This is a genomic window from Parabacteroides sp. AF39-10AC (assembly GCF_003635405.1).
GTDB lineage: Bacteria > Bacteroidota > Bacteroidia > Bacteroidales > Tannerellaceae > Parabacteroides > Parabacteroides distasonis.
This window is the reverse complement of record NZ_QTLP01000005.1, coordinates 73433-96117: the sequence shown is the minus strand read 5'-3', so window position 1 is coordinate 96117 and position 22685 is coordinate 73433. Positions and strand designations below refer to the sequence as shown.

The following is a 22685-nucleotide window of genomic DNA, read 5'->3' as shown; positions in this document are numbered from 1 at the left end:
CATGCTTTATTATCTTTTTAATTATTTGGATCAGTTGGATTTCCCGGGAGCGGGTATGTTTAAGTACGTATCTTTCCGCTCGGGGTTGGCCTTGATCTTGTCCTTGTTTATCTCTACGGCGATCGGCCGGCGTATCATCGATAAGTTGCAAATGTTGCAGATCGGCGAGACGGTGAGAAATCTTGGGCTGGAGGGCCAGATGAGCAAGAAGGGAACGCCAACGATGGGAGGTATTATCATTATTATCGCTATATTGATCCCGACTTTACTGTGTGCCAAGCTGAATAATATCTATGTGATATTGATGTTGGTGACTACGGTTTGGCTGGGAGCCTTGGGATTCGCGGATGATTATATCAAGGTGTTCAAGAAGAATAAGGAGGGCATGCACGGACGTTTCAAGATCGTCGGGCAGGTAGGACTGGGCCTGATCGTTGGCTTGGTATTGTTCATGAGCCCGGATGTGGTGATCAAGGAGAATATGGAGGTGCGCCATGATAACGTGATCGAGGAGGTGCGTTATCATACGGTGGAGACCAAGTCGACAAAGACGACCATCCCGTTCTTGAAAAACAATAATTTCGATTACGCCAACTTGGTGAACTGGGCGGGCGATTATAAGGAGGAGGCCGCGTGGCTAGTGTTCGTGCTGATGGTGATCTTTGTGGTGACTGCCGTGTCGAACGGAGCCAATATGACGGATGGATTGGACGGCTTGGCTGCCGGGACATCGGCGATCATCGGGGTGGCGCTCGGTATTTTGGCCTATATGTCATCCCACTTTGAGTTCGCCTCGTTCTTGAATATCATGTTTATACCCGGCGCGGAGGAGTTGGTGGTTTATGCCGCTGCCTTTATCGGTGCCACGGTCGGTTTCTTATGGTACAACTCGTATCCGGCCCAAGTATTTATGGGAGATACGGGTAGCTTGACCTTGGGAGGTATTATCGCCGTTTTCGCGATCATCATCCGTAAGGAGTTGTTGATTCCGATCCTTTGCGGTATTTTCTTGGTGGAGAATATATCGGTCATGTTGCAAGTGGCCTACTTTAAATATACGAAGAAGAAGTATGGGGAAGGTCGCCGTATCTTCAAGATGGCTCCTTTACACCATCATTTCCAGAAACCGGGAAACGCGGGTATACAGGCGTTGATCCAAAAGCCGTTCAATGTCGTGCCTGAATCGAAGATCGTGGTCCGTTTCTGGTTGATCGGTATTATTTTGGCTGTAATGACGATAGTTACGTTAAAGATGAGATAAAAGATGAGTAAGAGAATGGTTATATTAGGGGCCGGGGAGAGTGGCGCGGGAGCCGCTGTCTTGGCGAAGGCGAAAGGATTCGACGTGTTCGTGTCCGATAAATCGTCTATCAAACCTAAGTATAAGGAGATGCTGGACAACCACGGGATTCGTTGGGAAGAGGGACAGCATACCGAAGCCGACATCTTGAGTGCCGACGAAATTGTCAAGAGCCCGGGTATTCCCGACAAGGCTCCTATCATACAGTTATTGAAGAAGCAAGGTACGCCGATCATCTCCGAGATCGAGTTTGCCGGAAGGTATACGGACTCGAAGATGATTTGCATCACGGGTAGCAACGGCAAGACGACAACGACGATGCTTACGTATCATATACTGAAAGAAGCGGGCGTGGACGTGGGCTTGGCCGGAAATGTCGGAAACAGCTTGGCGCTTCAGGTTGCGGAAGATCCACATGCGGTCTACGTGATCGAGTTGAGCAGTTTCCAACTGGATAATATGTACGACTTTAGAGCGGATATCGCTATTATATTGAATATAACACCGGATCATCTGGACCGTTATAACTATGAGATGCAGAATTATGTAGACGCTAAGTTCCGCATCTTGCAAAATCAGACGAAGGACGACGCCTTCATTTTCTGGAACGATGACCCGATCATAGCCCGTGAGATCGCCAAACGGCATCCTGAGGCTACTCTTTACCCATTCGCCGAGACACATGAGAACGGCGTGAAGGGATATACGGAAAATAATCAAGTAGTTATTGAAACGGCAAACGGAACATTTACGATGGAACAAGACCTATTGGCATTGACTGGTACGCATAACCTGTATAACTCTTTGGCTTCGGGGATAGCGTCCAAGATCGTGGACATTCATGATGAGAAAATACGTGCCTCACTCAGTGATTTCACGGGTGTTGAGCACCGTTTGGAAAAGGTGCTTCGCGTGCGTGGTGTTGATTATATCAATGACTCGAAAGCTACGAACGTAAACTCTTGTTGGTATGCCTTGCAGAGCATGACGACTCCGGTCGTTTTGATCTTAGGGGGCACGGATAAAGGGAATGATTACTCGGAGATCGAGGAATTAGTGAATAAGAAGGTACATTCATTGATTTTCATGGGTGTGGATAATACGAAACTGCATGCGTTCTTCGACGGGAAAGTGGCGAACATCGAAGACGCCCGCTCGATGGAGGAGGCTGTGGCGAAAGCTTATAAGATGGCTCATAAGGGAGATACGGTATTGCTCTCTCCTTGTTGCGCCAGCTTCGACCTGTTCAAGAGCTATGAGGATCGGGGCGATCAGTTCAAGGCTTGCGTACGTAATTTGTAATAAAGGATAAAATGGATCTGGCGAGTAAACTGTTTAAGGGCGACCGGGTGATATGGATCATCTTCATGTTCCTGTGTCTTATATCGGTGGTGGAGGTGTTCAGCGCGACCAGTACGATCGCTTATAAGAACGCGAATCACTGGGCGCCTATCGTACGGCACGCCACCTTTTTATTGGGGGGGTTCGTCATGGTATTGCTGTTACATAATATACCGTGTCGTTTCTTCTCTGCGTTTATTATATTATTGCCGGTCTCGATGTTGATGTTGATCGTGACGCCCTTTATCGGCGTGGACGCTAATGATGCGCATCGATGGCTGGAAATCATGGGAATACAGTTCCAGCCTTCGGAGTTCGGGAAGCTGGCTTGTGTCGTGTTTGTCGCTTTCTTGCTCAGCAAGCGGGGGAAATTAACGGAGAACCAGATCTTTAAGTATATACTGATTGGAGTAGGACTCACCTGTGTCTTGATTCTGCCAGAGAACTTCTCTACGGCGTTTATGCTATTCGGGGTTTGTTTCCTGATGATGTTTATCGGTCAGTTGCCATTTGGTAAGTTGGCGAAGCTGGCGGGCATCTTGATGTTGGCGTTGGTATTGTTCTTGGTGTTGCTTAAGTTTACGCCAGCCGCTATTACTCAGTATTTGCCGGATCGATTCGTTACTTGGCAGGGGCGTTTGGAGCGTTTCTTCGACGGGCATAAGGATAATTTGGATGAGAGTGGTACGTATAAGATAACCGATGATAATTATCAGGTAACCCATGCGAAGATAGCTATTGCCAGGGGAGGCGTATTAGGACAGATGCCCGGACATGGCCAACAGCGTGACTTCCTGCCACAGGCGTATTCAGATTTTATCTATGCGATTATCATAGAGGAACTGGGTATCGTTGGGGGGATCTTTGTACTGTTGCTTTATATAATGCTGCTAGTGCGGGTCGGGATGATCGCCCGGAAATGTGATAAATCATTCCCGAAATTCCTAGTGTTGGGATGTGGGTTGCTGGTGGTAGTCCAAGCCTTGGCGAATATGGCGGTAGCCGTGAATTTAGTGCCCGTTACCGGGCAACCGATGCCGTTGGTGAGCCGGGGGGGTACGTCTACGCTTATATCTTGTATCTATTTCGGGATCATATTGAGCGTAAGTCGTTTTGGAGCCAATATCGGAAATGAGGATGAGGAAGAGGAGGATACGGAGAATCCAGAGAATCCTTCCGACGAGCCATCCGGAGAGACAATAAATCAGGCGGTCGAGGGAGAGAAAGAAGATAATCCGCTATCGGCTGTCGAAACGATAACTGTAGAGTCAAAAGTATGAGAAAGTACCGGATCATAATAAGTGGTGGTGGTACGGGAGGCCATATCTTCCCGGCCATATCTATCGCTAATACTTTCAAGAAACGTTTTCCGGATGCGGAAATCTTATTTGTGGGGGCGGAAGACCGCATGGAAATGGATAAGGTTCCGGCAGCTGGTTATAAAATCGTAGGTTTACCAGTGAGTGGGTTTGATCGTGCCCACTTGATGAACAACGTGAAGGTCATGGCTCGTTTAGCGAAAAGCTTGCGCTTGGCGAGGAAGACGATCCGTGAGTTCAAGCCGGATATAGCGGTCGGCGTGGGCGGTTATGCCAGTGGACCGACTTTATGGATGGCGGCTTCGCAAGGTGTTCCTGCGTTGATACAGGAACAAAACTCATATGCCGGTGTGACCAATAAGTTGTTGGCGAAGAAAGCGAGCAAGATTTGTGTCGCTTACGAGGGCATGGAGAAGTTCTTTCCGGCGGATAAGATCGTGATTACGGGAAATCCGGTGCGACAGGATTTGGAAGAGGCGCTGAGTAAGAAAGAGGAGGCGTTGGCGTTCTTCGGGCTTTCTCCGGAGAAAAAAACGATCCTTGTGGTAGGTGGTAGCCTTGGCGCACGGACGATTAACCGGAGTATTCAAGGGGATCTGGATAAGTTCTTCGCCTCGGATGTACAGGTTATTTGGCAAACCGGTAGGTATTATTACAGCGACGCTTCCAAGCATTTGAAGGCGTACCGGGGAATGCCGGTTTGGTGCTCAGACTTTATTACCCGTATGGATTATGCTTATTCAGCGGCCGATTTGGTGATATCCCGTGCGGGGGCTAGTTCTATCTCGGAGCTTTGCTTATTAGGAAAACCGGTGGTCTTGGTGCCTTCGCCGAATGTGGCGGAAGATCATCAGACCAAGAATGCCTTGGCCTTGGTCCATAAGGATGCCGCCGTTATGATCGCCGATAAAGACGCGGAAAAGGATTTGGTGCCTACTGCCTTGAAGATAGTTCATGACGATGAACGTTTGCGTACGTTGAGCCGTAATATCGAGACCTTGGCGCAACGCCATAGCGCAGACCGTATCGTGGATGAGATTGTTAAGATTATAGATAAGAAATAAGGAATATGGATATAAATAAAGTGACAGCGGTGTATTTCGTAGGTGCCGGGGGCATTGGGATGAGTGCCTTGATCCGTTATTTCCTCGCTAAGGGAAAACGAGTGGGCGGATACGATAAGACCCCTTCCGATTTAACCGAGGAGTTGAAAAAGGAGGGAGCCGATATTCACTATGAGGATAATGTAGCTTTGATCGGGGAGGCGTTCAAGTCGCCCGATGATACGCTGGTGGTTTATACGCCGGCGGTCCCGGAGTCGCATACGGAATTGACCTATTTCCGGGCGCACGGTTTTGAGGTGATGAAGCGGGCACGTGTCTTGGGAGAGATTACGAAAAGCAGCCGGGGTTTATGCGTGGCGGGAACGCACGGCAAGACAACGACCTCTTCTATGCTGGCTCATTTGCTGAAACAATCGCCAGTGGATTGCAATGCTTTCCTCGGAGGAATCCTAAAGAACTACGAGAGTAATTTAATGTTGTCTGATACGAGCGACTTTACCGTGATCGAGGCGGATGAGTTCGATCGTTCTTTTCATTGGCTTACTCCTTATATGGCAGTGATTACTTCCGCAGATCCAGATCATCTGGATATTTACGGTACGGCGGAGGCTTACCGGGAGAGTTTCGAGAAATTTACCTCCTTAATTCGTCCTGATGGTTGTCTACTGATCAAGAAGGGAATCAACGTAACGCCCCGTTTACAGGAGGGTGTCAAGAAATATACCTATTCCGTTACGGAAATAGCGGACTTTTACGCTGAAAATATTCGTATTTGCGACGGAAATATTACCTTTGACTTCGTTGGTCCGGAAATCCGTATTCCTGATGTGGAATTAGGTGTTCCCGTAAAGGTTAATATAGAGAACGGGGTAGCGGCTATGGCGATCGCTTGGTTGAACGGAGTGAAACCGGAGGATTTGAAAAAGGGTATGGCTACATTTGCCGGACCTCGCCGCCGTTTCGATTTCCATTTGAAGACTGATCAAGTGGTATTGATCGATGATTATGCCCATCATCCGGCCGAATTGCGACAGAGTATCTTGTCGGTGAAGGAATTATATGCGGGTCGTAAGGTGACAGGTATTTTCCAGCCGCATCTATATACCCGTACCCGGGATTTCGCTGGTGATTTCGCCGCGAGTCTCTCTTTATTGGATGAGTTGATCTTGCTGGATATCTATCCGGCTCGTGAGGAACCGATTCCGGGGGTGAGCTCTCGGATCATTTTTGATAAGGTGACGATCCCTTCCAAGACGCTGTGTAAGAAGGAAGAGCTTTTGGACGTGGTTGCCGCCGGGAAATATGAGGTAGTATTAATGGTAGGCGCCGGTAATATCGACCGTTTGGTGGAGCCTGTAAAAGAGATTTTATGTAAACAAATAAGGAAACCGTGATCCGAATAATTTCCATAGTAGTAGCCACGTTGTTGTTCTGTTACATCGTGTTTGTGTCGTTTTTCTTTCGGGAAATACGTCAGGACTCTATTTGCCAAGATCTGCAAGTCGTGGTGAAAGACAGTCTGGATAAACACTTCGTGAGCGAGAGTGACCTTGTGTCTATACTGAAGAAAGCTGGGCTAGATCCGATCAAGCGGTCAATGGCCGACGTGAATACGGATCGGATAGAGACGGAATTGCTTAAGAATGAGATGATCGCCCAAGTGGAGGCGTATAAGACTCCTTCGGGTATTATCAAGCTAGAGGTCATGCAAAAGATGCCTATCCTCCGGATTATGGGCGTAAGAGGTAGTTATTACGTGGATAATCTGGGAACCACCATGCCGATCAGTCGTCGGTATGCCGCGCATGTGCCAATTGTGAGTGGATATGTGGAAAAAGAGCTTGCGGTGACCGACTTATACAAATTTGCATTATTTTTGCAAGAGAATGAGTTCTGGAATGACCAGATAGAACAAATCTATGTCTATCCGGATAATGATATAGAACTTATTCCAAGAGTGGGTAACCACCGGATCATGTTGGGTACTTTGGATGAATTCGAAGAAAAGCTTGCGAATTTAAAGCTTTTCTATGAACAAGCGATCCCTAAAGTGGGTTGGGAAAAGTACAGTATGATTAATTTAAAATATAAGAATCAGATTGTTTGTACTAAAAAATAGATGATATGGCATACACAGACTTTATAGCAGCTATTGACCTAGGTACCTCCCATATGGTAGGAATGGTGGGGACTAAGAATGCGACGGGCGCTCTTTCAATCATCGCCTACGAAGTTGAGAACTCCGGCACCTGCATACGAAGAGGATGTGTATATAACGTGAAGGAGACGGCGAGTAAGATAAAACGCTTGATCCTCAAGTTGGAGAATAAACTGGGGGGGACCAAGATCGGGCAGGTATATGTGGGACTGGGTGGCCAGTCACTCCGTTCTATCGAGCATACGGTTTGCAAGGTATTGGGAACGGAAGGAGTGGTCACGGAGGAGATCATAGACTCTCTTTATCAAGAGTGTAAGGATTATCGTCCGGATATGTTGACCGTTCTTGACGTGGTTTCTCCTTCCTATTTTTTAGATGATAAACCAGAGTCCAACCCGGTGGGCGTGCCTTGTAGCCGTATCGAGGCTCGTTATAAGTTGATTGTTGGACGTCCTTCCTTGAAATTAAATATTGTCAATAGCATCTCGGAACAAGCGAAAATCGAGATCGCCGGTATTCTGGTGTCACCCCTTGCGTTGGGAGATGTTGTCTTGAGCGACAATGAGAAGGACTTGGGTTGCGCCTTGATCGGTTTCGGTGCCGGCGTGACGACGATATCTGTCTATAAGGGTGGTAAGTTGGCCAGCCTTTCCGTTGTTCCCTTTGGAGGTAATTTGATAACAAAAGATATAACCAATCTCAGGGTCGTAGAGTCTGAGGCGGAACGCTTGAAGATCACTTATGGTAGCGCGAAAGCGGACCGGGATAATGATATGACCATCCAAGTGAGTTTAGCGGATGGAATGGGCTTGCGTGAGATTAAGCTGGCCGAGTTGAACGGTGTGATCGAGGCCCGTATGGATGAGATCTTAGAGAATGTATATGCTCGTCTGGAGGCTACAGGCTTGATGAGCCTTCTCGGTGCCGGCATCGTGATTACGGGTGGAGGCGCCGCTTTGAAGAATTTACCGGCTGTTATGAGCGAACGCTTGAAGATGGAGGTTCGCTATTCAGCGGTTCGCAAGGGGGTTGTCGCTAGTGGTGATTTAGTGGTCGCCAGCAATCCCGAATATGCGGTAGCCGTCGGCCTCTTGGCGAAAGGAACTAAGAATTGCGCGTTATATATTCCTCCTAAACCGGAGCCTAAGATTGAGCCGGTGGTTGAGCCTGAACCGACAGTGGAACCGACTCCGGAACCGGAACCCGTCAAGGAGAAGCCGAAGAAAGAGAAGAAAAAAGGTCCCGGCTTGTTCGGGCGGTTGACAAAAGGAATCGATACCTTTGGTAAAACCCTCTTCGATGACGATGATAACGAGAGTAAATAACGTGATCTACGAATGTAATAAAACCGGAAGACAATGGACGATACAATATTAAATTTTAATTATCCTACGGATACTCCCAAAATCATTAAGGTGATTGGTGTTGGAGGCGGTGGCGGAAACGCTGTTACTCATATGTATAAGGAGGGCATACACGATGTTACATTCGTGTTATGTAATACGGATAATCAAGCCTTGAACCGTTCGGATGTTCCTATCAAGTTATTGCTGGGACGTGAGATCACGCAGGGATTGGGCGCGGGCAATAAGCCGGAACGTGCGATGATGGCGGCCGAGGAGAGTCTGGACGATCTTCGAGGTATGTTGAACGACGGTACGAAGATGGTATTTATTACCGCCGGTATGGGTGGTGGTACCGGTACGGGTGCCGCTCCGGTTATCGCTCGTATCGCGAAGGATATGGGAATATTGACGGTAGGTATCGTAACCATTCCTTTCTTGTTCGAGGGTGAGCGTAAGATTATACAGGCCTTGAATGGTGTGGAGGAGATCGCGAAGAACGTGGATGCCTTATTGGTGATCAATAACGAGCGTTTGCGTGAGATTTATTCGGACCTTTCCGTGATGAACGCTTTCGGCAAGGCCGATGATACCTTGACGATCGCCGCCAAGAGTATCGCGGAGATCATTACGCTTCCGGGTATTATCAACCTCGACTTCGCCGATGTTAACACCACGATGAAAGATGGTGGTGTCGCTTTGATGAGTAATGGTTTTGGTGAAGGAGAAGGACGTGTTCGCCAAGCGGTGGAAGACGCTCTGAATTCTCCGCTATTAAGCAACAACGACGTAAAGAACGCCAAGAAAATCCTGTTCAACGTATATTTCAGCGAGGAAGCCGAGTTGCGCATGGAGGAGATGAACGACGTGCATAACTTTATGTCCGAGTTCAACCGTGATATAGAGGTTATCTGGGGTACTGCCGTGGATAATACATTAGGTAATAAAGTGAAAATGACGATCCTCGCTACTGGATTTACGATGGATGATATTCCATTGATCGCTGATAAACGCAGGAATGAAGCCGCTCAGATGACGGAAGAAGAATTGCGCTTAGAAGAAGAGCGAATCGAGAAAGAGCGTAAGGAGCGTGATTTGATTGGTAAATATTATGGTGCTTCCGCACAAAAGGCGGGTCGTTTTACCTCTCGTGCGAAAGCGGTAGTTTTGACTCAGGAAGAGTTGGACGATGATGCCTTGATCGCTTTGATAGAGGATAATCCGACTTATAACCGGGATCCGAAGATCGTAGCCCGTGCCCGTTCCAAAGTAGCGGGAGAGGATATTCAAGTATCGGCTTCGACAACGGCGAAGCAACCGGCTAACCAACCTCGCCAAGATTCTCAGCGGGGGGGGAAACAAGTGATCAGTTTCCGATAGTTAATAATATAATAAGGATATGGATTTATTTGAACAAGTCAGTGAAGACATTAAAAACGCGATGAAGGCGAAAGATAAAGTTGCCTTGGAGACATTGAGAAATGTAAAGAAATTTTTCTTGGAAGCGAAAACCGCTCCGGGAGCCAATGATACGCTGACGGATGCGGATGCCTTGAAGATCATGCAGAAGTTGGTGAAACAAGGGAAAGATTCCGCTACGATTTATGTACAACAGGGCCGTCAAGACCTAGCGGATGTTGAGTTGGAGCAAGTAAAAGTGATTGAGAAATATTTACCTCAACAAATGTCTGCCGAGGAATTGGAGAAAGAATTGAAAGCTATTATCGCTCAAGTCGGTGCCGCTGGCCCGAAAGATATGGGTAAGGTAATGGGTGTAGCCTCAAAAGCATTGGCAGGAAGAGCCGAAGGACGGATGATTTCCGAGACGGTTAAGCGTTTACTTAATTAATTGATTCATACGAAGACCGCACTAAGGGCATTCTGACAATTACTCGTTAGAATGCCCTTGGTACGGTTTTCTCGTATATACCTTTTCCTTTGACAATTTAATTCTTTAGAAAACCATGATTACTTTTACATGTTGTCTGATAGCCCTTATCGTTGGATATTTTACGTATGGTAAATTTGTCGAGCGGGTGTTTGGCGTAGATCCCTCCCGGGTTACTCCCGCTTTCACAAAACAAGATGGTGTTGATTATATACCCTTGCCTACTTGGAAGATTTTCATGATCCAATTTTTGAATATAGCGGGTCTGGGACCTATTTTCGGCGCTATCATGGGGGCTAAATTTGGGGTAGCTTCTTTCCTTTGGATCGTATTGGGAAGTATATTTGCGGGCGCTACCCATGATTTCCTATCGGGAATGCTTTCGTTGCGGCATGATGGAGAAAGTCTTCCTGAATTGATCGGACGGTATCTGGGGAACAACTTTAAGCAATTTATGCGGGGCTTTACGGTTATCTTGATGATCTTGGTGGGTGCTGTTTTCGTAGCTGGGCCTGCAGGGTTGCTGGCTAAACTGACTCCGGAATATCTAGATGCTACGTTCTGGATTATCGTCGTATTCATTTATTATATACTGGCTACTCTATTACCTGTTGATAAGATTATCGGAAAGATCTATCCATTATTCGCCATCGCTTTGCTATTTATGGCCGTAGGTATCTTGGTTATGTTATTTATTAACCAGCCGCCGTTACCTGAGATTACGGATGGACTTAGTAATACGCATCCGGGAGGCTTGCCTATTTTTCCGATCATGTTTGTTAGTATCGCTTGTGGCGCTATCTCTGGCTTTCATGCTACCCAAAGTCCATTGATGGCCCGTTGCATGAAAAGTGAGAAATACGCCCGTCCCGTATTTTACGGAGCGATGATTACCGAAGGTATCGTAGCCTTGATCTGGGCCGCCGCCGCTACGTATTTCTTCCATAATAACGGAATGGAGGAGAACAATGCCGCTGTCGTAGTAGACAGTATCACAAAAGAGTGGCTGGGCGCTGTCGGAGGTGTATTAGCGATACTGGGTGTGATAGCAGCTCCGATTACTTCTGGCGATACGGCTTTCCGCTCGGCTCGTCTGATTGTCGCAGACTTCCTGCAAATGGAGCAAAAAACGGTGGTCAAACGTCTGATGATCTGTATTCCCATGTTTATCGTTGCGATAGGAATCTTATTATATAGTCAAAAAGATAAGGATGGCTTCGATATGATCTGGCGTTATTTCGCATGGAGTAACCAGACGTTGGCAGTATTTACCCTATGGGCCTTAACCGTATATTTGGTACAAGCAAAGAAATTATATGTGATAACCTTGATTCCCGCCTTATTCATGACGGCGGTATGTTCTACCTATATTTTTGTAGCTCCGGAAGGGTTTGGTCTTTCCTCCGGTTTTTCTCAACTTTTGGGGCTACTAGTTACATTGATCGTTTTCGGGATCTTCTTAGTCTGGAAAAGAAAGAAAGTATAAAAAAGGCTGGCTTACATTTAGCCAGCCTTTTCTGTCGTTATTGTTCAAGTGAATTAAAGCACTTGTATGCCTTCCTCACGGGCTTGTTCCTCCCCGGAAGGAGTGATTAATTTATAACCCTTGCCGTGGATGTTGATGATCTCGATACCCGGATCGTCTTTCAACAATTTACGTAATTTCGTGATATAAACGTCCATGCTACGAGCGTTGAAATAGTTATCGTCTACCCAGATTGTTTTCAAGGCGTAGTTACGCTCAAGGATCTCATTTGCATGGGCGCACAACAAGCTTAATAATTCGCATTCCTTCGTAGTAAGTTTCGTAACCTTGTCGCCGATAGCCAACGTTTGTTTTTGGGTATCGAACAAGAAGTTTCCTAACTTGTAGAAAGGAATATCTTTCATCTTCTTACCTTTCACACGGCGAAGGATAGCCTCGATACGAAGCAATAGCTCTTCCATGCTAAACGGTTTTGTCAAGTAGTCATCCGCACCGATCTTGAATCCTTCCAAGATGTCTTCCTTCATAGTCTTGGCTGTAAGGAAGATAATAGGGATATCAGGATTGATAGAGCGAATTTCTTGTGCCAAGGTGAAACCATCTTTCTTTGGCATCATGACATCCAACACACAAAGATCGTATTTACCTTTGGTAAAACCTTTGTATCCGGCTTCTCCGTCAGAGAATAGGTCCGTTACATACCCTTTAGCTTGTAAGTATTCTCTTAAAAGCATTCCTAAATTCTCATCGTCTTCACAAAAGAAGATCTTTAGTTTTTCTTCCATAACTAACTTTTTATAAGAGGTAAAGTAATAATAAATTTTGTTCCAATGTTTCCGGCACCACTTTCAGCACGGATCGTACCTTTGTGGTCCTCAATAATTTTACGTACGTAAGCGAGTCCGAGGCCGAACCCTTTCACGTCATGTACGTTGCCTGTCGGTACGCGGAAGAAACGGTCGAATACCTTTTTCAGATATTCTTTCTTGATACCGATACCATTATCTTCCACGGAGATCAACAGCTTTCCGTTCTCGTTCCAAGTGCGTGCCATCAATGTAAGCGGAACTTCCGGGCGGCGGTATTTAACCGCATTGTCCATCAAGTTGAACAATACATTGGTGATATGCATTTCATCCACATATATATCCGATTCTGTAGCTTGCAGGTCTATATCCATTGTACCGCCGTACTTCTCGACCTTTAAAACGAAGGTGTTAGCCACGTTCGCTACCAAATCATTCGCGTCAATTTCTTTCAATTTAAGCGCTGCTTTCTGTCGTTCGAACAAAGACATCTGTAGCACTTTCTCGACCAAGAAGCTCAATCGCTTCGTCTCGTCGTTGATTACGCCGGATATATGCTTGAATACGTCCGGACTCTTCGTTATATCCGAATCCTTCAACATCTGGGCGGCGAGCGAGATCGTGGATACCGGTGTCTTCAACTCGTGCGTCATGTTGTTGATAAAGTCGTTTTTCATCTCGGATAACTTCTTCTGACGGAATACGATGTAAATCGTGAAGACGAAGGTTATCAACAGGATCAATGAGAATATAACCGATGGAACGATGAAAGTAATAGAGCTTGAGATATAATCCCCTTTCGTCGGAAAATAAACTCTCAGGTAGTTTAGTTTCGATGGGGGATCGTTCGGGAAAAGCACTTGGGTGATCACGTCAGAGGCGATCGGTTGCTTTTGGAATTCTCCGCTCTGGTATACTACATTTCCATCTTTGTTAATAACAGAAAACACAAACGGCAAGTTCAAACCGTTGTTAATAAATTCTGTTTTTAAGTAATTGTTCAGCTTTTTAAAATCTATACGTTCCTCAATCGGCTTTAGATTCGCGGTGTATAAGATGTTGTAAATCACCTCCTCTATCAGTCCACCTTGGTACTGGTAACGTCTTTTTAGTGTCTTCTGTAAATCTTTAGATGTGTTTACGATGCTGTTGGCAGACTGCCGTTTTGACAAGGAAGAGAGCGGCTCGAACTTATGGGCGCTAAAACTTTGCATCTCTATTTGTTGAACGGTTCCATTAGAATCCTTGATCTGTAATTGGTATTTCTCATGGTTGATCACTTGTCCTAGGCTTTGGGCATCCGGGGCATTTTGATACATGAAATTTGTCTCATCCCGGTTGATATCATCCTCAAGGTATTTACGGGTCTCATCCAATTCCAGATTCTTAGATACTTGGCGCAGGCTTCTTTTGACAGTCTCATTGAACTGTTCGCTGCGTGTCTTAAGTATAATGCTCACATAGTTTACCTGTAGGTATAATAACCCGGCGAAGGCAAAAGCCATAACTACCGCAAGCAACCAAATTGTCGACTTCCTCATATCAATATCTTTCTCTTAATATTGCAACAAATAACGTATGTTTTAGTTTAATATTTACACAAAAAAGGTAAAAATAATCCGTTTAAAATGTTAATAATACTTTGTGGGCATAGAGAATGTATGCTAGCTAAGCATTGAAACTCCGCTGTTAATGCGCTAGTTAGCGTTATTTTATCCTAAGTTTTTTATATATTATCCTAAGTAAAAACAAGTCCGGTGCGTTTTTTGTTGCGTACGGACTTTATAAAGTCTCCACTTAGGGGATTAAAATCGATGTCCCGGAGGAGCGCCCATCGGACCTCTTCCCCGTCCGCCTCTACCCGGCGTTTTCACGTCGCTGGTAGTGGCTCCGCCTTTGAAGATGCTGAACCGATAGATGAAGTGTACCATGAAATAACTGCCTAGCGTGTTATATTCTGAGTCTTGTATATAGCTAGCGGTAACGGAACGGGAGATATTGCTTCGTTGTTGCAGGATGTCGTAGATCTTGAAACGGAGCGTCCCTTGGTTATTCTTTAAGAAAGACTTGGAGGCTGAGGCATTCCATAGGACTTCGTTCTGTTTGAATCCGTCCCCGTAGCCAGAGTTGGTAGACCAGTTCACGTCACTCTCTATCTTGAAATTGAGGGGCAGATAGATTGTCGTGTAACCGCCGGCTCCGTAATTGAAGGTGTTTTGGTTATTTTCCTTTTGCAGAGAGTTGCTGGTGGCATTGTAACGAATATTCCCGTTTACGCCCAGATCCAGATAAGAGGAGCGGAAGTCGATACCACCACGTTCGGACAATATGAGATTCCGGTTCGTATTCTTCTCCTCGTTGATATATCCGTTGCTATTAGCGAACGAGGCCATTGTCATGGAGTTGATGGAGAATTTCTTATTCTTCAAGGGGGTATTCAACATCATACGGACGTTGCCACTATAGTTGCCATTTACGTTTTTGTAAGTGGTGGTCTTTACACCTGTCTCTTGGTTATAAGAGGTATAACTTACGATATCGTTGATGATATAACTACCGTTTGCCATGATCATGAAGGCCCGTTGTTTCTCCGGCGTGAACTGTTGGAAACGAATAAATACGTTGTTCGTATAGCGGGGATTCAAATCCGGGTTACCGATCGTGATATTCGTCGGGTCCGAGATATCCGCTACCGGTTGTAATTGAGTCATGCTCGGTTGGCTGGTACGGCCATTATACATGATACGAAGATTCGTACGCTTATCGAACATATAGTTGAATTGAGCCATCGGGGAGAGGTTGACCACCTTACGGGTTATCTTGGATAAGGTCGTGTCGCCAACGAAATTCTCGCTGCTGGAATAGGATGGGTCCAGATTCAAGCCGATCGTGTAGTTGAACTTTGCCCGTTGAGACTTGAAGCTCAAGCTGGCCCGCTGGCTGATAAAGTTATTGCGATAGCTTTGGCTGTAGGCGGAATCTAATACATTATATATACCATCAGCGTCTTGGTTGTAAACATTCTTCAAGGCTTCTTGTTTCCGTTGGCTGATGCTATAAGTGGCTTGGATGAAATTATTATGCCCGATCGGTTCTACCCACGATACGTAGGCCCGGTAATTGAAACCTTTGTTGTCGTAACGTGAGCGCTGGTCGATAATGCTATTCTTCAAGGCATCAGTCTGGTTGAAATAAACGATGTCGGAACGGTTCATGCCGTCACTGTACGAATCGCTATTGCCTCCGGAAAGGGTGGCGCTGAACACACGCCCTTTGTTATTCAGCTTACGGCTGAAATCGATGCTGGCATTTAGGTTGTACCCGTTACTTTCCGAGTAATTGCTGGATTTGTTGGTATTGACCGTATCCCGTTCGTTATCCAAGGTGGTAGCATCACTGAAATTGTCATTCATGCTATGGCTGAGGCTGAAACTCGGGCGGAAGATAAGTTGAGTCATCGTGTCCGGTTTCCATTCCAAGCGAAAGTCTACGCCAAAGTTATCGCTCTTCGTACGGCTCATCGCCTCGCTATTATCGTAGGAGGAACTATCTCCGGGAAGAATATTCTGCCGGTCGCTCTTGCTACGAGCGTCATTGTCGGAATGGGAATAACGAGTATTTCCCCCAAGAGTTAGTTTATCCGGCTTGAATTCCTTGCTGAAATTCAAACCTGCGTTTCCGGAAGAGGTGATACCGCTACCCGCTCCGAAACCTCCTCGTCGGCCTCCACCGCCTCCCATACCGGAGAACATTGTTGAGGCTAGATCGGAAAAGCCCATATTATTCGTGTTATTCGCTCCCCCCATGAACGTGATCTGGTCATTATTCACGAAACGATTGACCATGGCGTTGCCTTCATACCGATCTTTACTTCCGTATCCGCCATATGCGTTGCCAAACCAACCTTGCTTCATGCCGGGTTTCACGGTTAGGTTGATGACGGTCTCTTCCTCTCCATCGTCGAAGCCGGTCATTTGGGCCATATCGCTTTTCTTATCAAGTACCTGTAATTTATCGATCATCTTGGCCGGAAGATTCTTGGAGGCCACTTTCGGGTCATCGGAGAAGAACTCCTTTCCGTCTACCATTACCTTTTTCACCTCTTTTCCATTGACGGTGATCTTGCCTTCGCCATCTACCTCCACACCGGGCATCTTTTTCAATAAATCCTCCAAAACGGAGCCTTCGGTTACTTTATAAGAATCCGCGTTGTATTCCACAGTGTCGTTGCGAACGGTAACCTCGGGTGCCTTACCTATAACTACGGCTTCTCCCAACTCGATCGCTCCGTCGCTTAATTCGAGTTTACCTACGTTTACGGGATTTTTCTTTCCGGTGATTTGCAAGGGTTGGTACAATGGATCGTATCCGATGAATGTGATGTGTAGTAAATAACTTCCTTTCTTTACGTTTTTCAAGGTAAAACTACCATTACGGGCGCTCACCACACCTCGTACCATGGCACTGTCTTTTACGTTCAGCAATCGTACCGTTGCTTGCTCGATGGGGGTATCACTACCTTGCTCAACGACAGATCCGGTAACATTAACACCGCTTTGCTGTGCGAAAGCCATCGGTGAAAAAAGGATCATCAACAACATCAAAAGGCACTTTCCCGATTTCATAACTATATGGATTACATTGTTTACAATTACGAAAAGATAGACAAGGTTCACTCAAAATAGTTTAATATAACTTTTATGGATTTGATATTATTAACACATGATATTTATTCTTGGGGCCGTAGAACCTCAGTGGGGATAGGTGTATGAGTTAACCATCCTCACTCTTTTGATCGAGGTGAATTTCATCCGTATCGGCACAAGCGATAAGCACTAGAGCTTAGAACCTGCACGAGTAGTCCTTACAGCCTACGCCGGTAGTTGCGTATGACGACACCGATACTCACACAAGGTGCTCATGAAAAAAGTATCGTATCTTCATCGCCCCATGCACCTAAGATACTTCGCCAATGAACTTAGGATACTTTCTCAATGAAACTAAGATACCTTTTTCGCATGGCTAACTGATACGCCTATCCCCGCTAGGGTTTTACTGCCCCTTACTTTTGGAAGTACTTCTGGCATGATCATAAGGAATGCTTTCGCTGGCTACGAGATCAAGTATATGCTAACCGATAGGAAAATTTGTGGGGATTAATATTGTATATGTACACGTACATTATGAATATGGTTTTTATACAATGTAATACAACTCGTGACATTTTCTCTTTGGTAGAGGGTCAGAAAGACGCTTACGCTGAAATGTCTATCGGACATAAGATCATCTCTATCGACGCTGAGACGGTTCTTACTTCCGACAACTCTACTATTGCTGCTCCGGCTGCTGAAGTGAATAACTAACGGCTTGTCGAGTGAATAACTAGCGACTATACCTTGCCGCTAACTAACGGCTTGGGAAGTGAATAACTAATCACTTGGAAAGTCTTTTTATACCGAAACCAACAAGGTCTTCTCTGCAACTTTTTTATTAAAAAAATATTGATAGTTTTATTAAGCATTAGGGTTTGTACAGGGCAACCGCACCAAAATTTAAGTCTTTACTTAACACGTATCCATGTTCGTATTTTGTCACCAAATGCGTCGCTAATCCGCCTAGAACTGTCCTGTTTATTGTGTATTTCTTAAAAACAGGTTCCATAGTAGTGGGCTGTACTATCCATAGAAAGCACGATTAGTATTAATAGTAATTCAAAATACTATGGATAGAAATAGGCTTTTCTATAGATGTGTTAGTGTTATGTGTTGATTATCAGATGTATATGTAATAATCTTTAAATAGTAAACTTATTGTACTTTTTAAAAAATTAAATTTTGTGCGGTTGCCTTGGGATTTGTAAATGTGTAAAAAGCCGTGGTAAAAAGGGTTGAAATGTTTTTTCTCTTAAAAAAATAAGTTACATTTAACGATTAAACAGGAACGATTATTTTTTATTTGTCATTAGAAAAGGTTGAAATAAGGAGATAAGATAACTATAATATGGAGGAACAGTTTCTGCTTGTAGAGCTTAGACGGGGGAATAAAAATGCTTTTTCCCATTTATTCATGGCTTATTACAAAGATCTTGTGATGTTTGCTGGTAGCTATTTAGGAGAGAGGAATATTAGTGAGGATGTCGTACAATCAGTGTTCTTAAAGGTCTGGAATGATCGTGAGAGCCTAATAATAGAGACTTCTTTTAAATCCTATCTTCTGGCTTCCGTACGAAACAGTTGTTTGGATGAGATACGGCATCGGTATGTTGTTCGGGAGCATGAATCCATTATTTTGTCCCATCTGGAACTAGATGATATTGATACGGAGAATTATATATTATATTCAGACTTATACGATCATTTGCGAGAAGCCTTGGATAAATTGCCTATAGCTTGCCGGGAAGCTTTCGAGATGAGTCGTTTCGAACAGTTGAAGTATAAGGAAATAGCGGTAAAGCTAAATGTTTCTGAACGTACGGTGGAGGTAAGGGTAGGTAAGGCCTTGGGGCTACTTCGTCATTATCTGAGAGATTTTTTGTCTGCATTGATCACAACATTTCCCTAAAGAATGTTATTTGGCTGTGGGTTATAACTTGAATACCTTCTCTAGCGCAAATTATGCGCATTGACCCTTATAAATGGTACGCATGGAAAGATGGGAGTTTAGTTTTCTGGGATGATCCTTTGGAATGTGTGTTCAAAAAGATCGGGCAGACATTTAATGTATAGCTCATCAACTTTATCGGACCACTTTTAGGCAAGAATCTTTGGATGAGATCTTACGCCTTCAGCGTTTGACCGCTCCGATTCGTTATGAATATTCCAACCGGAAGGTAGATGCATCATCATTATAAGAAACAAAGGATAGAAGTCTATAAAATTAGATAGGGAGCGAAAAAATACGTTTTATTTTATGTGGGGTTCTAAAGTTGATCCGTCTTATATATGTAAAGACTATTTGTTTGTTAACCTGTAAATAGAAATTGCCTATGGAATAAAGGAGGAGCAGGAAAATTATATCATGACACGAATTTAGGATAAAAAAGGGAAGATCTCGTACATCCTCCCTTTTATGAAGCTTAGTCGTAAAATTTTATAACCTTATTTTCTAACTAAACACAACGAAATTATGAAATCAGTTTCATTTGATGAAATTAAACGGCGACTATTTGCCACTAAAATCTTTAGTATTATAAGAATATGCCTGCTATTACTGATCTGTAGTGTAATGCGAGCTTTTGCTTCTATAGGCTATTCACAAATGACTACACTTTCATTAGATCTAAAAAATGTATCAGTAGAAGAAGTCTTGAATGAGATCGAATCAAAAACGGGATACCGCTTTCTTTAATAATAAGAGATCGGTAATTGAACAAAAAAGCTGATATATCATCTAAATGAGAAGGAAATAACAACGATTCTAGATAATCTGTTCGAAAGAAGTGGAGTGAATTATGTGATAAGCGATCGACAGATTGTGAGCTGATGAATTGGAGTGTTCATTTATTTATAATATACCAAGTAGATAAAAGACTCATATAGAAAGATGAAGTATGTTACGAAACATGTTCGTCTTTGTTTTAGGTAATGGATAAAGTGTTATTTTTACGCTCAAATATATAAGTTTTGATATTGCACTTATATGAGTTCAATCTTTTAATAAATAGGTGTATAGTAAATTACTCTATAATGTAAAAAGTAATGATTGAGGAATTAAAAGAGAAAGTTTTCAAGGCGAATTTGGATTTGGTCAAATATGGGCTGGTTATTTTTACTTGGGGAAATGTAAGTGCCATTGATCGTAAAAAAGGATTAGTAGTCATTAAGCCTTCGGGTGTTTCTTATGAGACTATGAAGGCTGATGATATGGTCGTGCTGGATTTGCGGGGTAATATAGTGGAGGGAAGGTTGAAACCTTCATCGGATACTCCGACTCATTTGGTCTTGTATAATGCTTTTCCCAAGATAGGGGGAGTTGTTCACACGCATTCCACCTATGCCACTTCGTGGGCTCAAGCCGGACGTGATATTCCTAATATCGGTACGACACACGCTGACTATTTCAGCGAGGCCATTCCTTGCACGCGCGAAATGACTCAGCAGGAAATAGAAGGTGAGTATGAGAAAGAGACAGGAAATGTGATCGTCGAACGTTTTCAGCAAATTAATCCTGTATATGTTCCCGGGGTCCTCGTAGAGAATCACGGACCATTTTCTTGGGGAAAAGATGCTGATGAGGCTGTGTATAATGCGGTTGTAATGGAGCAAGTGGCCAAGATGGCTTATATATCTTATGGCATCAATCCTCAACTGGGTATGAATCCACATTTGGTTACGAAACATTTTTATCGAAAGCACGGCCCGAATGCTTATTACGGGCAAAAATAAGTATGAACACTATAAATAGATGATAAATAACGACATTATTAACTTTTTAAATCAATAAGCCATGAATAATTTCAATGATTTCGAGGTATGGTTCGTTACAGGGGCGCAGCTTCTGTATGGCGGCGATGCGGTTGTAGCGGTAGATGCACACTCTAACGAGATGGTAAATGGATTGAACGAATCCGGTCTCTTGCCCGTAAAAATAGTATATAAAGGTACGGTAAATTCTGCCAAAGAGGTAACGGCCACTTTCAAGGCCGCTAATAATGAGGACAAATGTATCGGTGTAATCACTTGGATGCATACTTTCTCTCCGGCGAAAATGTGGATACATGGCTTGCAGGAATTGAGAAAACCTCTATTACATTTTCATACCCAATTCAACAAGGAGATACCTTGGGACACCATGGATATGGACTTCATGAACCTGAATCAGTCTGCTCATGGCGATCGTGAGTTCGGGCATATTTGTACTCGAATGCGAATTCGCCGCAAAGTAGTGGTAGGGCATTGGAAAGATGGGGAAGCTCAACGTAAGATTGCTGTTTGGATGCGTGTCTGTGCGGCTTGGGCGGATGCTCAAGACATGCTGATTGTCCGTTTTGGCGACCAGATGAATAATGTAGCGGTAACGGATGGAGATAAGGTTGAGGCGGAGCAACGCATGGGTTACCATGTGGACTACTGCCCGGTGAGCGAACTGATGGAATATCATAAAAATATCAAGGATGCCGATGTGGAAGCTCTTGTAGCAATCTATTTTAGTGAATACGACCATGACGCTTCATTGGAAGATAAATCTACAGAAGCTTATGAGAAAGTATGGAATGCGGCGAAAGCGGAATTAGCTCTCCGTGCTATCCTCAAAGCGAAAGGAGCCAAAGGTTTTACTACAAACTTTGATGACCTAGGACAGACAGACGGTAGTTATTTCGACCAAATCCCGGGATTGGCTTCTCAGCGTCTGATGGCGGAAGGTTATGGATTTGGCGCTGAAGGTGATTGGAAGTCCGCCGCCCTTTATCGTACGGTATGGGTAATGAACCAAGGACTTTCCAATGGTTGTTCTTTCTTGGAAGATTATACCTTGAACTTTAAAGGTGGCCAAAGTTCAATTCTTCAATCACATATGTTGGAGATTTGTCCTCTTATCGCCGCATCCAAGCCACGTCTTGAAGTACATTTCTTGGGTATAGGTATCCGTAAGAGCCAGACGGTACGTTTGGTCTTCACCTCAAAAGTAGGTACGGGTTGTACGGCTACTGTCGTAGATCTGGGGAATCGTTTCCGTTTGATCGTAAACGATGTGGAATGTATCGAACCGGAGCCGCTGCCTAAGTTGCCGGTTGCGTCTGCCCTTTGGATTCCGATGCCAAGCTTCGAGATAGGTGCGGGTGCTTGGATTTTGGCAGGTGGTACTCACCACTCATGTTTCTCGTACGACTTGACTGCGGAATATTGGGAAGATTATGCTGAAATCGCAGGTATCGAAATGGTACATATCAACAAGGATACGGCTATCAGCAACTTCAAGAAGGAACTTCGCATGAATGAGGTTTATTATATGTTGAACAAAGCGCTTTGTTAAACTTCAAT

The 22685-nt window shown here is 44.5% G+C and carries 17 protein-coding genes; 14 read left to right on the top strand and 3 right to left on the bottom strand.

The window, feature by feature from the left end; translation table 11 throughout:
• Window position 1: 1 nt before the first annotated feature.
• From mraY to DW033_RS06090, 10 genes are all read left to right on the top strand, one after another.
• Complete coding sequence (gene mraY / locus DW033_RS06135) at window positions 2-1261, top strand: phospho-N-acetylmuramoyl-pentapeptide-transferase (RefSeq protein WP_005861367.1); 1260 nt, start codon at window positions 2-4, stop codon at window positions 1259-1261.
• Window positions 1262-1264: 3 nt separating this feature from the next.
• Window positions 1265-2602, top strand: a complete 1338-nt coding sequence (murD, locus tag DW033_RS06130; protein ID WP_009018312.1) for a UDP-N-acetylmuramoyl-L-alanine--D-glutamate ligase — start codon at window positions 1265-1267, stop codon at window positions 2600-2602.
• Window positions 2603-2613: 11 nt separating this feature from the next.
• Window positions 2614-3921 (top strand): FtsW/RodA/SpoVE family cell cycle protein, encoded by a 1308-nt coding sequence (locus DW033_RS06125; RefSeq protein WP_005866970.1) that lies wholly within the window; start codon window positions 2614-2616, stop codon window positions 3919-3921.
• Complete coding sequence (gene murG, locus DW033_RS06120; protein WP_008773833.1) at window positions 3918-5024, top strand: undecaprenyldiphospho-muramoylpentapeptide beta-N-acetylglucosaminyltransferase; 1107 nt, start codon at window positions 3918-3920, stop codon at window positions 5022-5024. The genes DW033_RS06125 and murG overlap by 4 nt, the downstream gene beginning before the upstream one ends.
• 5 nt (window positions 5025-5029) lie before the next feature.
• Entirely contained in the window at window positions 5030-6418 is a 1389-nt protein-coding gene (gene murC, locus DW033_RS06115; protein ID WP_005861375.1) for a UDP-N-acetylmuramate--L-alanine ligase, read from the top strand.
• Window positions 6415-7143, top strand: a complete 729-nt coding sequence (locus tag DW033_RS06110; RefSeq protein ID WP_005866972.1) for a cell division protein FtsQ/DivIB — start codon at window positions 6415-6417, stop codon at window positions 7141-7143. The genes murC and DW033_RS06110 overlap by 4 nt, the downstream gene beginning before the upstream one ends.
• A 5-nt stretch (window positions 7144-7148) precedes the next feature.
• Window positions 7149-8507, top strand: coding sequence for a cell division protein FtsA (gene ftsA / locus DW033_RS06105; protein ID WP_122382541.1), 1359 nt, complete (start codon window positions 7149-7151; stop codon window positions 8505-8507).
• Between the two features lie 33 nt (window positions 8508-8540).
• The gene (gene ftsZ, locus DW033_RS06100; protein ID WP_122382540.1) at window positions 8541-9905 is read left to right on the top strand and encodes a cell division protein FtsZ; all 1365 of its coding nucleotides are present in this window, start codon (window positions 8541-8543) and stop codon (window positions 9903-9905) included.
• 19 nt (window positions 9906-9924) lie between these two features.
• Entirely contained in the window at window positions 9925-10374 is a 450-nt protein-coding gene (locus DW033_RS06095) for a GatB/YqeY domain-containing protein (protein WP_005861384.1), read from the top strand.
• A 115-nt stretch (window positions 10375-10489) separates the two neighbouring features.
• Window positions 10490-11899 carry a carbon starvation protein A gene (locus DW033_RS06090; protein ID WP_005866976.1) on the top strand — a complete coding sequence of 470 codons (1410 nt, stop codon included), beginning with the start codon at window positions 10490-10492 and terminating at the stop codon, window positions 11897-11899.
• A 53-nt stretch (window positions 11900-11952) separates the two neighbouring features.
• Here the strand turns inward: DW033_RS06090 and DW033_RS06085 are convergent, their stop codons facing one another.
• The 3 genes from DW033_RS06085 to DW033_RS06075 form a co-directional block, all read right to left on the bottom strand.
• Window positions 11953-12684, bottom strand: coding sequence for a response regulator transcription factor (locus tag DW033_RS06085; RefSeq protein WP_005861388.1), 732 nt, complete (start codon window positions 12682-12684; stop codon window positions 11953-11955).
• Between the two features lie 2 nt (window positions 12685-12686).
• Complete coding sequence (locus DW033_RS06080; RefSeq protein WP_005861390.1) at window positions 12687-14246, bottom strand: sensor histidine kinase KdpD; 1560 nt, start codon at window positions 14244-14246, stop codon at window positions 12687-12689.
• 264 nt (window positions 14247-14510) lie between these two features.
• Entirely contained in the window at window positions 14511-17330 is a 2820-nt protein-coding gene (locus tag DW033_RS06075) for a TonB-dependent receptor (protein WP_122382539.1), read from the bottom strand.
• A 543-nt stretch (window positions 17331-17873) separates the two neighbouring features.
• Here DW033_RS06075 and DW033_RS06070 point away from each other — a divergent pair.
• The 4 genes from DW033_RS06070 to araA all read left to right on the top strand — a co-directional run bounded on the left by DW033_RS06070 (window position 17874) and on the right by araA (window position 22677).
• On the top strand, window positions 17874-18068 hold the full coding sequence (locus DW033_RS06070; protein ID WP_122382538.1) for a hypothetical protein: 195 nt from the start codon (window positions 17874-17876) through the stop codon (window positions 18066-18068).
• Window positions 18069-18705: 637 nt separating this feature from the next.
• Window positions 18706-19266 carry an RNA polymerase sigma-70 factor gene (locus DW033_RS06065; RefSeq protein ID WP_005866979.1) on the top strand — a complete coding sequence of 187 codons (561 nt, stop codon included), beginning with the start codon at window positions 18706-18708 and terminating at the stop codon, window positions 19264-19266.
• Between the two features lie 1136 nt (window positions 19267-20402).
• Window positions 20403-21089, top strand: a complete 687-nt coding sequence (araD, locus tag DW033_RS06050; protein WP_122382537.1) for an L-ribulose-5-phosphate 4-epimerase — start codon at window positions 20403-20405, stop codon at window positions 21087-21089.
• Between the two features lie 61 nt (window positions 21090-21150).
• The gene (gene araA / locus DW033_RS06045; protein WP_005866983.1) at window positions 21151-22677 is read left to right on the top strand and encodes an L-arabinose isomerase; all 1527 of its coding nucleotides are present in this window, start codon (window positions 21151-21153) and stop codon (window positions 22675-22677) included.
• Window positions 22678-22685 lie beyond the last annotated feature (8 nt).

Coding starts and splice junctions, on each gene's coding strand:
- DW033_RS06080 (WP_005861390.1), bottom strand. CDS start 14,246: ATGAGGAAGTCGACAATTTGGTTGCTTGCGGTAGTTATGGCTTTTGCC.
- araA (WP_005866983.1), top strand. CDS start 21,151: ATGAATAATTTCAATGATTTCGAGGTATGGTTCGTTACAGGGGCGCAG.
- DW033_RS06095 (WP_005861384.1), top strand. CDS start 9,925: ATGGATTTATTTGAACAAGTCAGTGAAGACATTAAAAACGCGATGAAG.
- murG (WP_008773833.1), top strand. CDS start 3,918: ATGAGAAAGTACCGGATCATAATAAGTGGTGGTGGTACGGGAGGCCAT.
- murD (WP_009018312.1), top strand. CDS start 1,265: ATGAGTAAGAGAATGGTTATATTAGGGGCCGGGGAGAGTGGCGCGGGA.
- DW033_RS06070 (WP_122382538.1), top strand. CDS start 17,874: ATGTACACGTACATTATGAATATGGTTTTTATACAATGTAATACAACT.
- DW033_RS06090 (WP_005866976.1), top strand. CDS start 10,490: ATGATTACTTTTACATGTTGTCTGATAGCCCTTATCGTTGGATATTTT.
- murC (WP_005861375.1), top strand. CDS start 5,030: ATGGATATAAATAAAGTGACAGCGGTGTATTTCGTAGGTGCCGGGGGC.
- DW033_RS06125 (WP_005866970.1), top strand. CDS start 2,614: ATGGATCTGGCGAGTAAACTGTTTAAGGGCGACCGGGTGATATGGATC.
- araD (WP_122382537.1), top strand. CDS start 20,403: ATGATTGAGGAATTAAAAGAGAAAGTTTTCAAGGCGAATTTGGATTTG.
- DW033_RS06085 (WP_005861388.1), bottom strand. CDS start 12,684: ATGGAAGAAAAACTAAAGATCTTCTTTTGTGAAGACGATGAGAATTTA.
- ftsA (WP_122382541.1), top strand. CDS start 7,149: ATGGCATACACAGACTTTATAGCAGCTATTGACCTAGGTACCTCCCAT.
- mraY (WP_005861367.1), top strand. CDS start 2: ATGCTTTATTATCTTTTTAATTATTTGGATCAGTTGGATTTCCCGGGA.
- ftsZ (WP_122382540.1), top strand. CDS start 8,541: ATGGACGATACAATATTAAATTTTAATTATCCTACGGATACTCCCAAA.
- DW033_RS06065 (WP_005866979.1), top strand. CDS start 18,706: ATGGAGGAACAGTTTCTGCTTGTAGAGCTTAGACGGGGGAATAAAAAT.
- DW033_RS06075 (WP_122382539.1), bottom strand. CDS start 17,330: ATGAAATCGGGAAAGTGCCTTTTGATGTTGTTGATGATCCTTTTTTCA.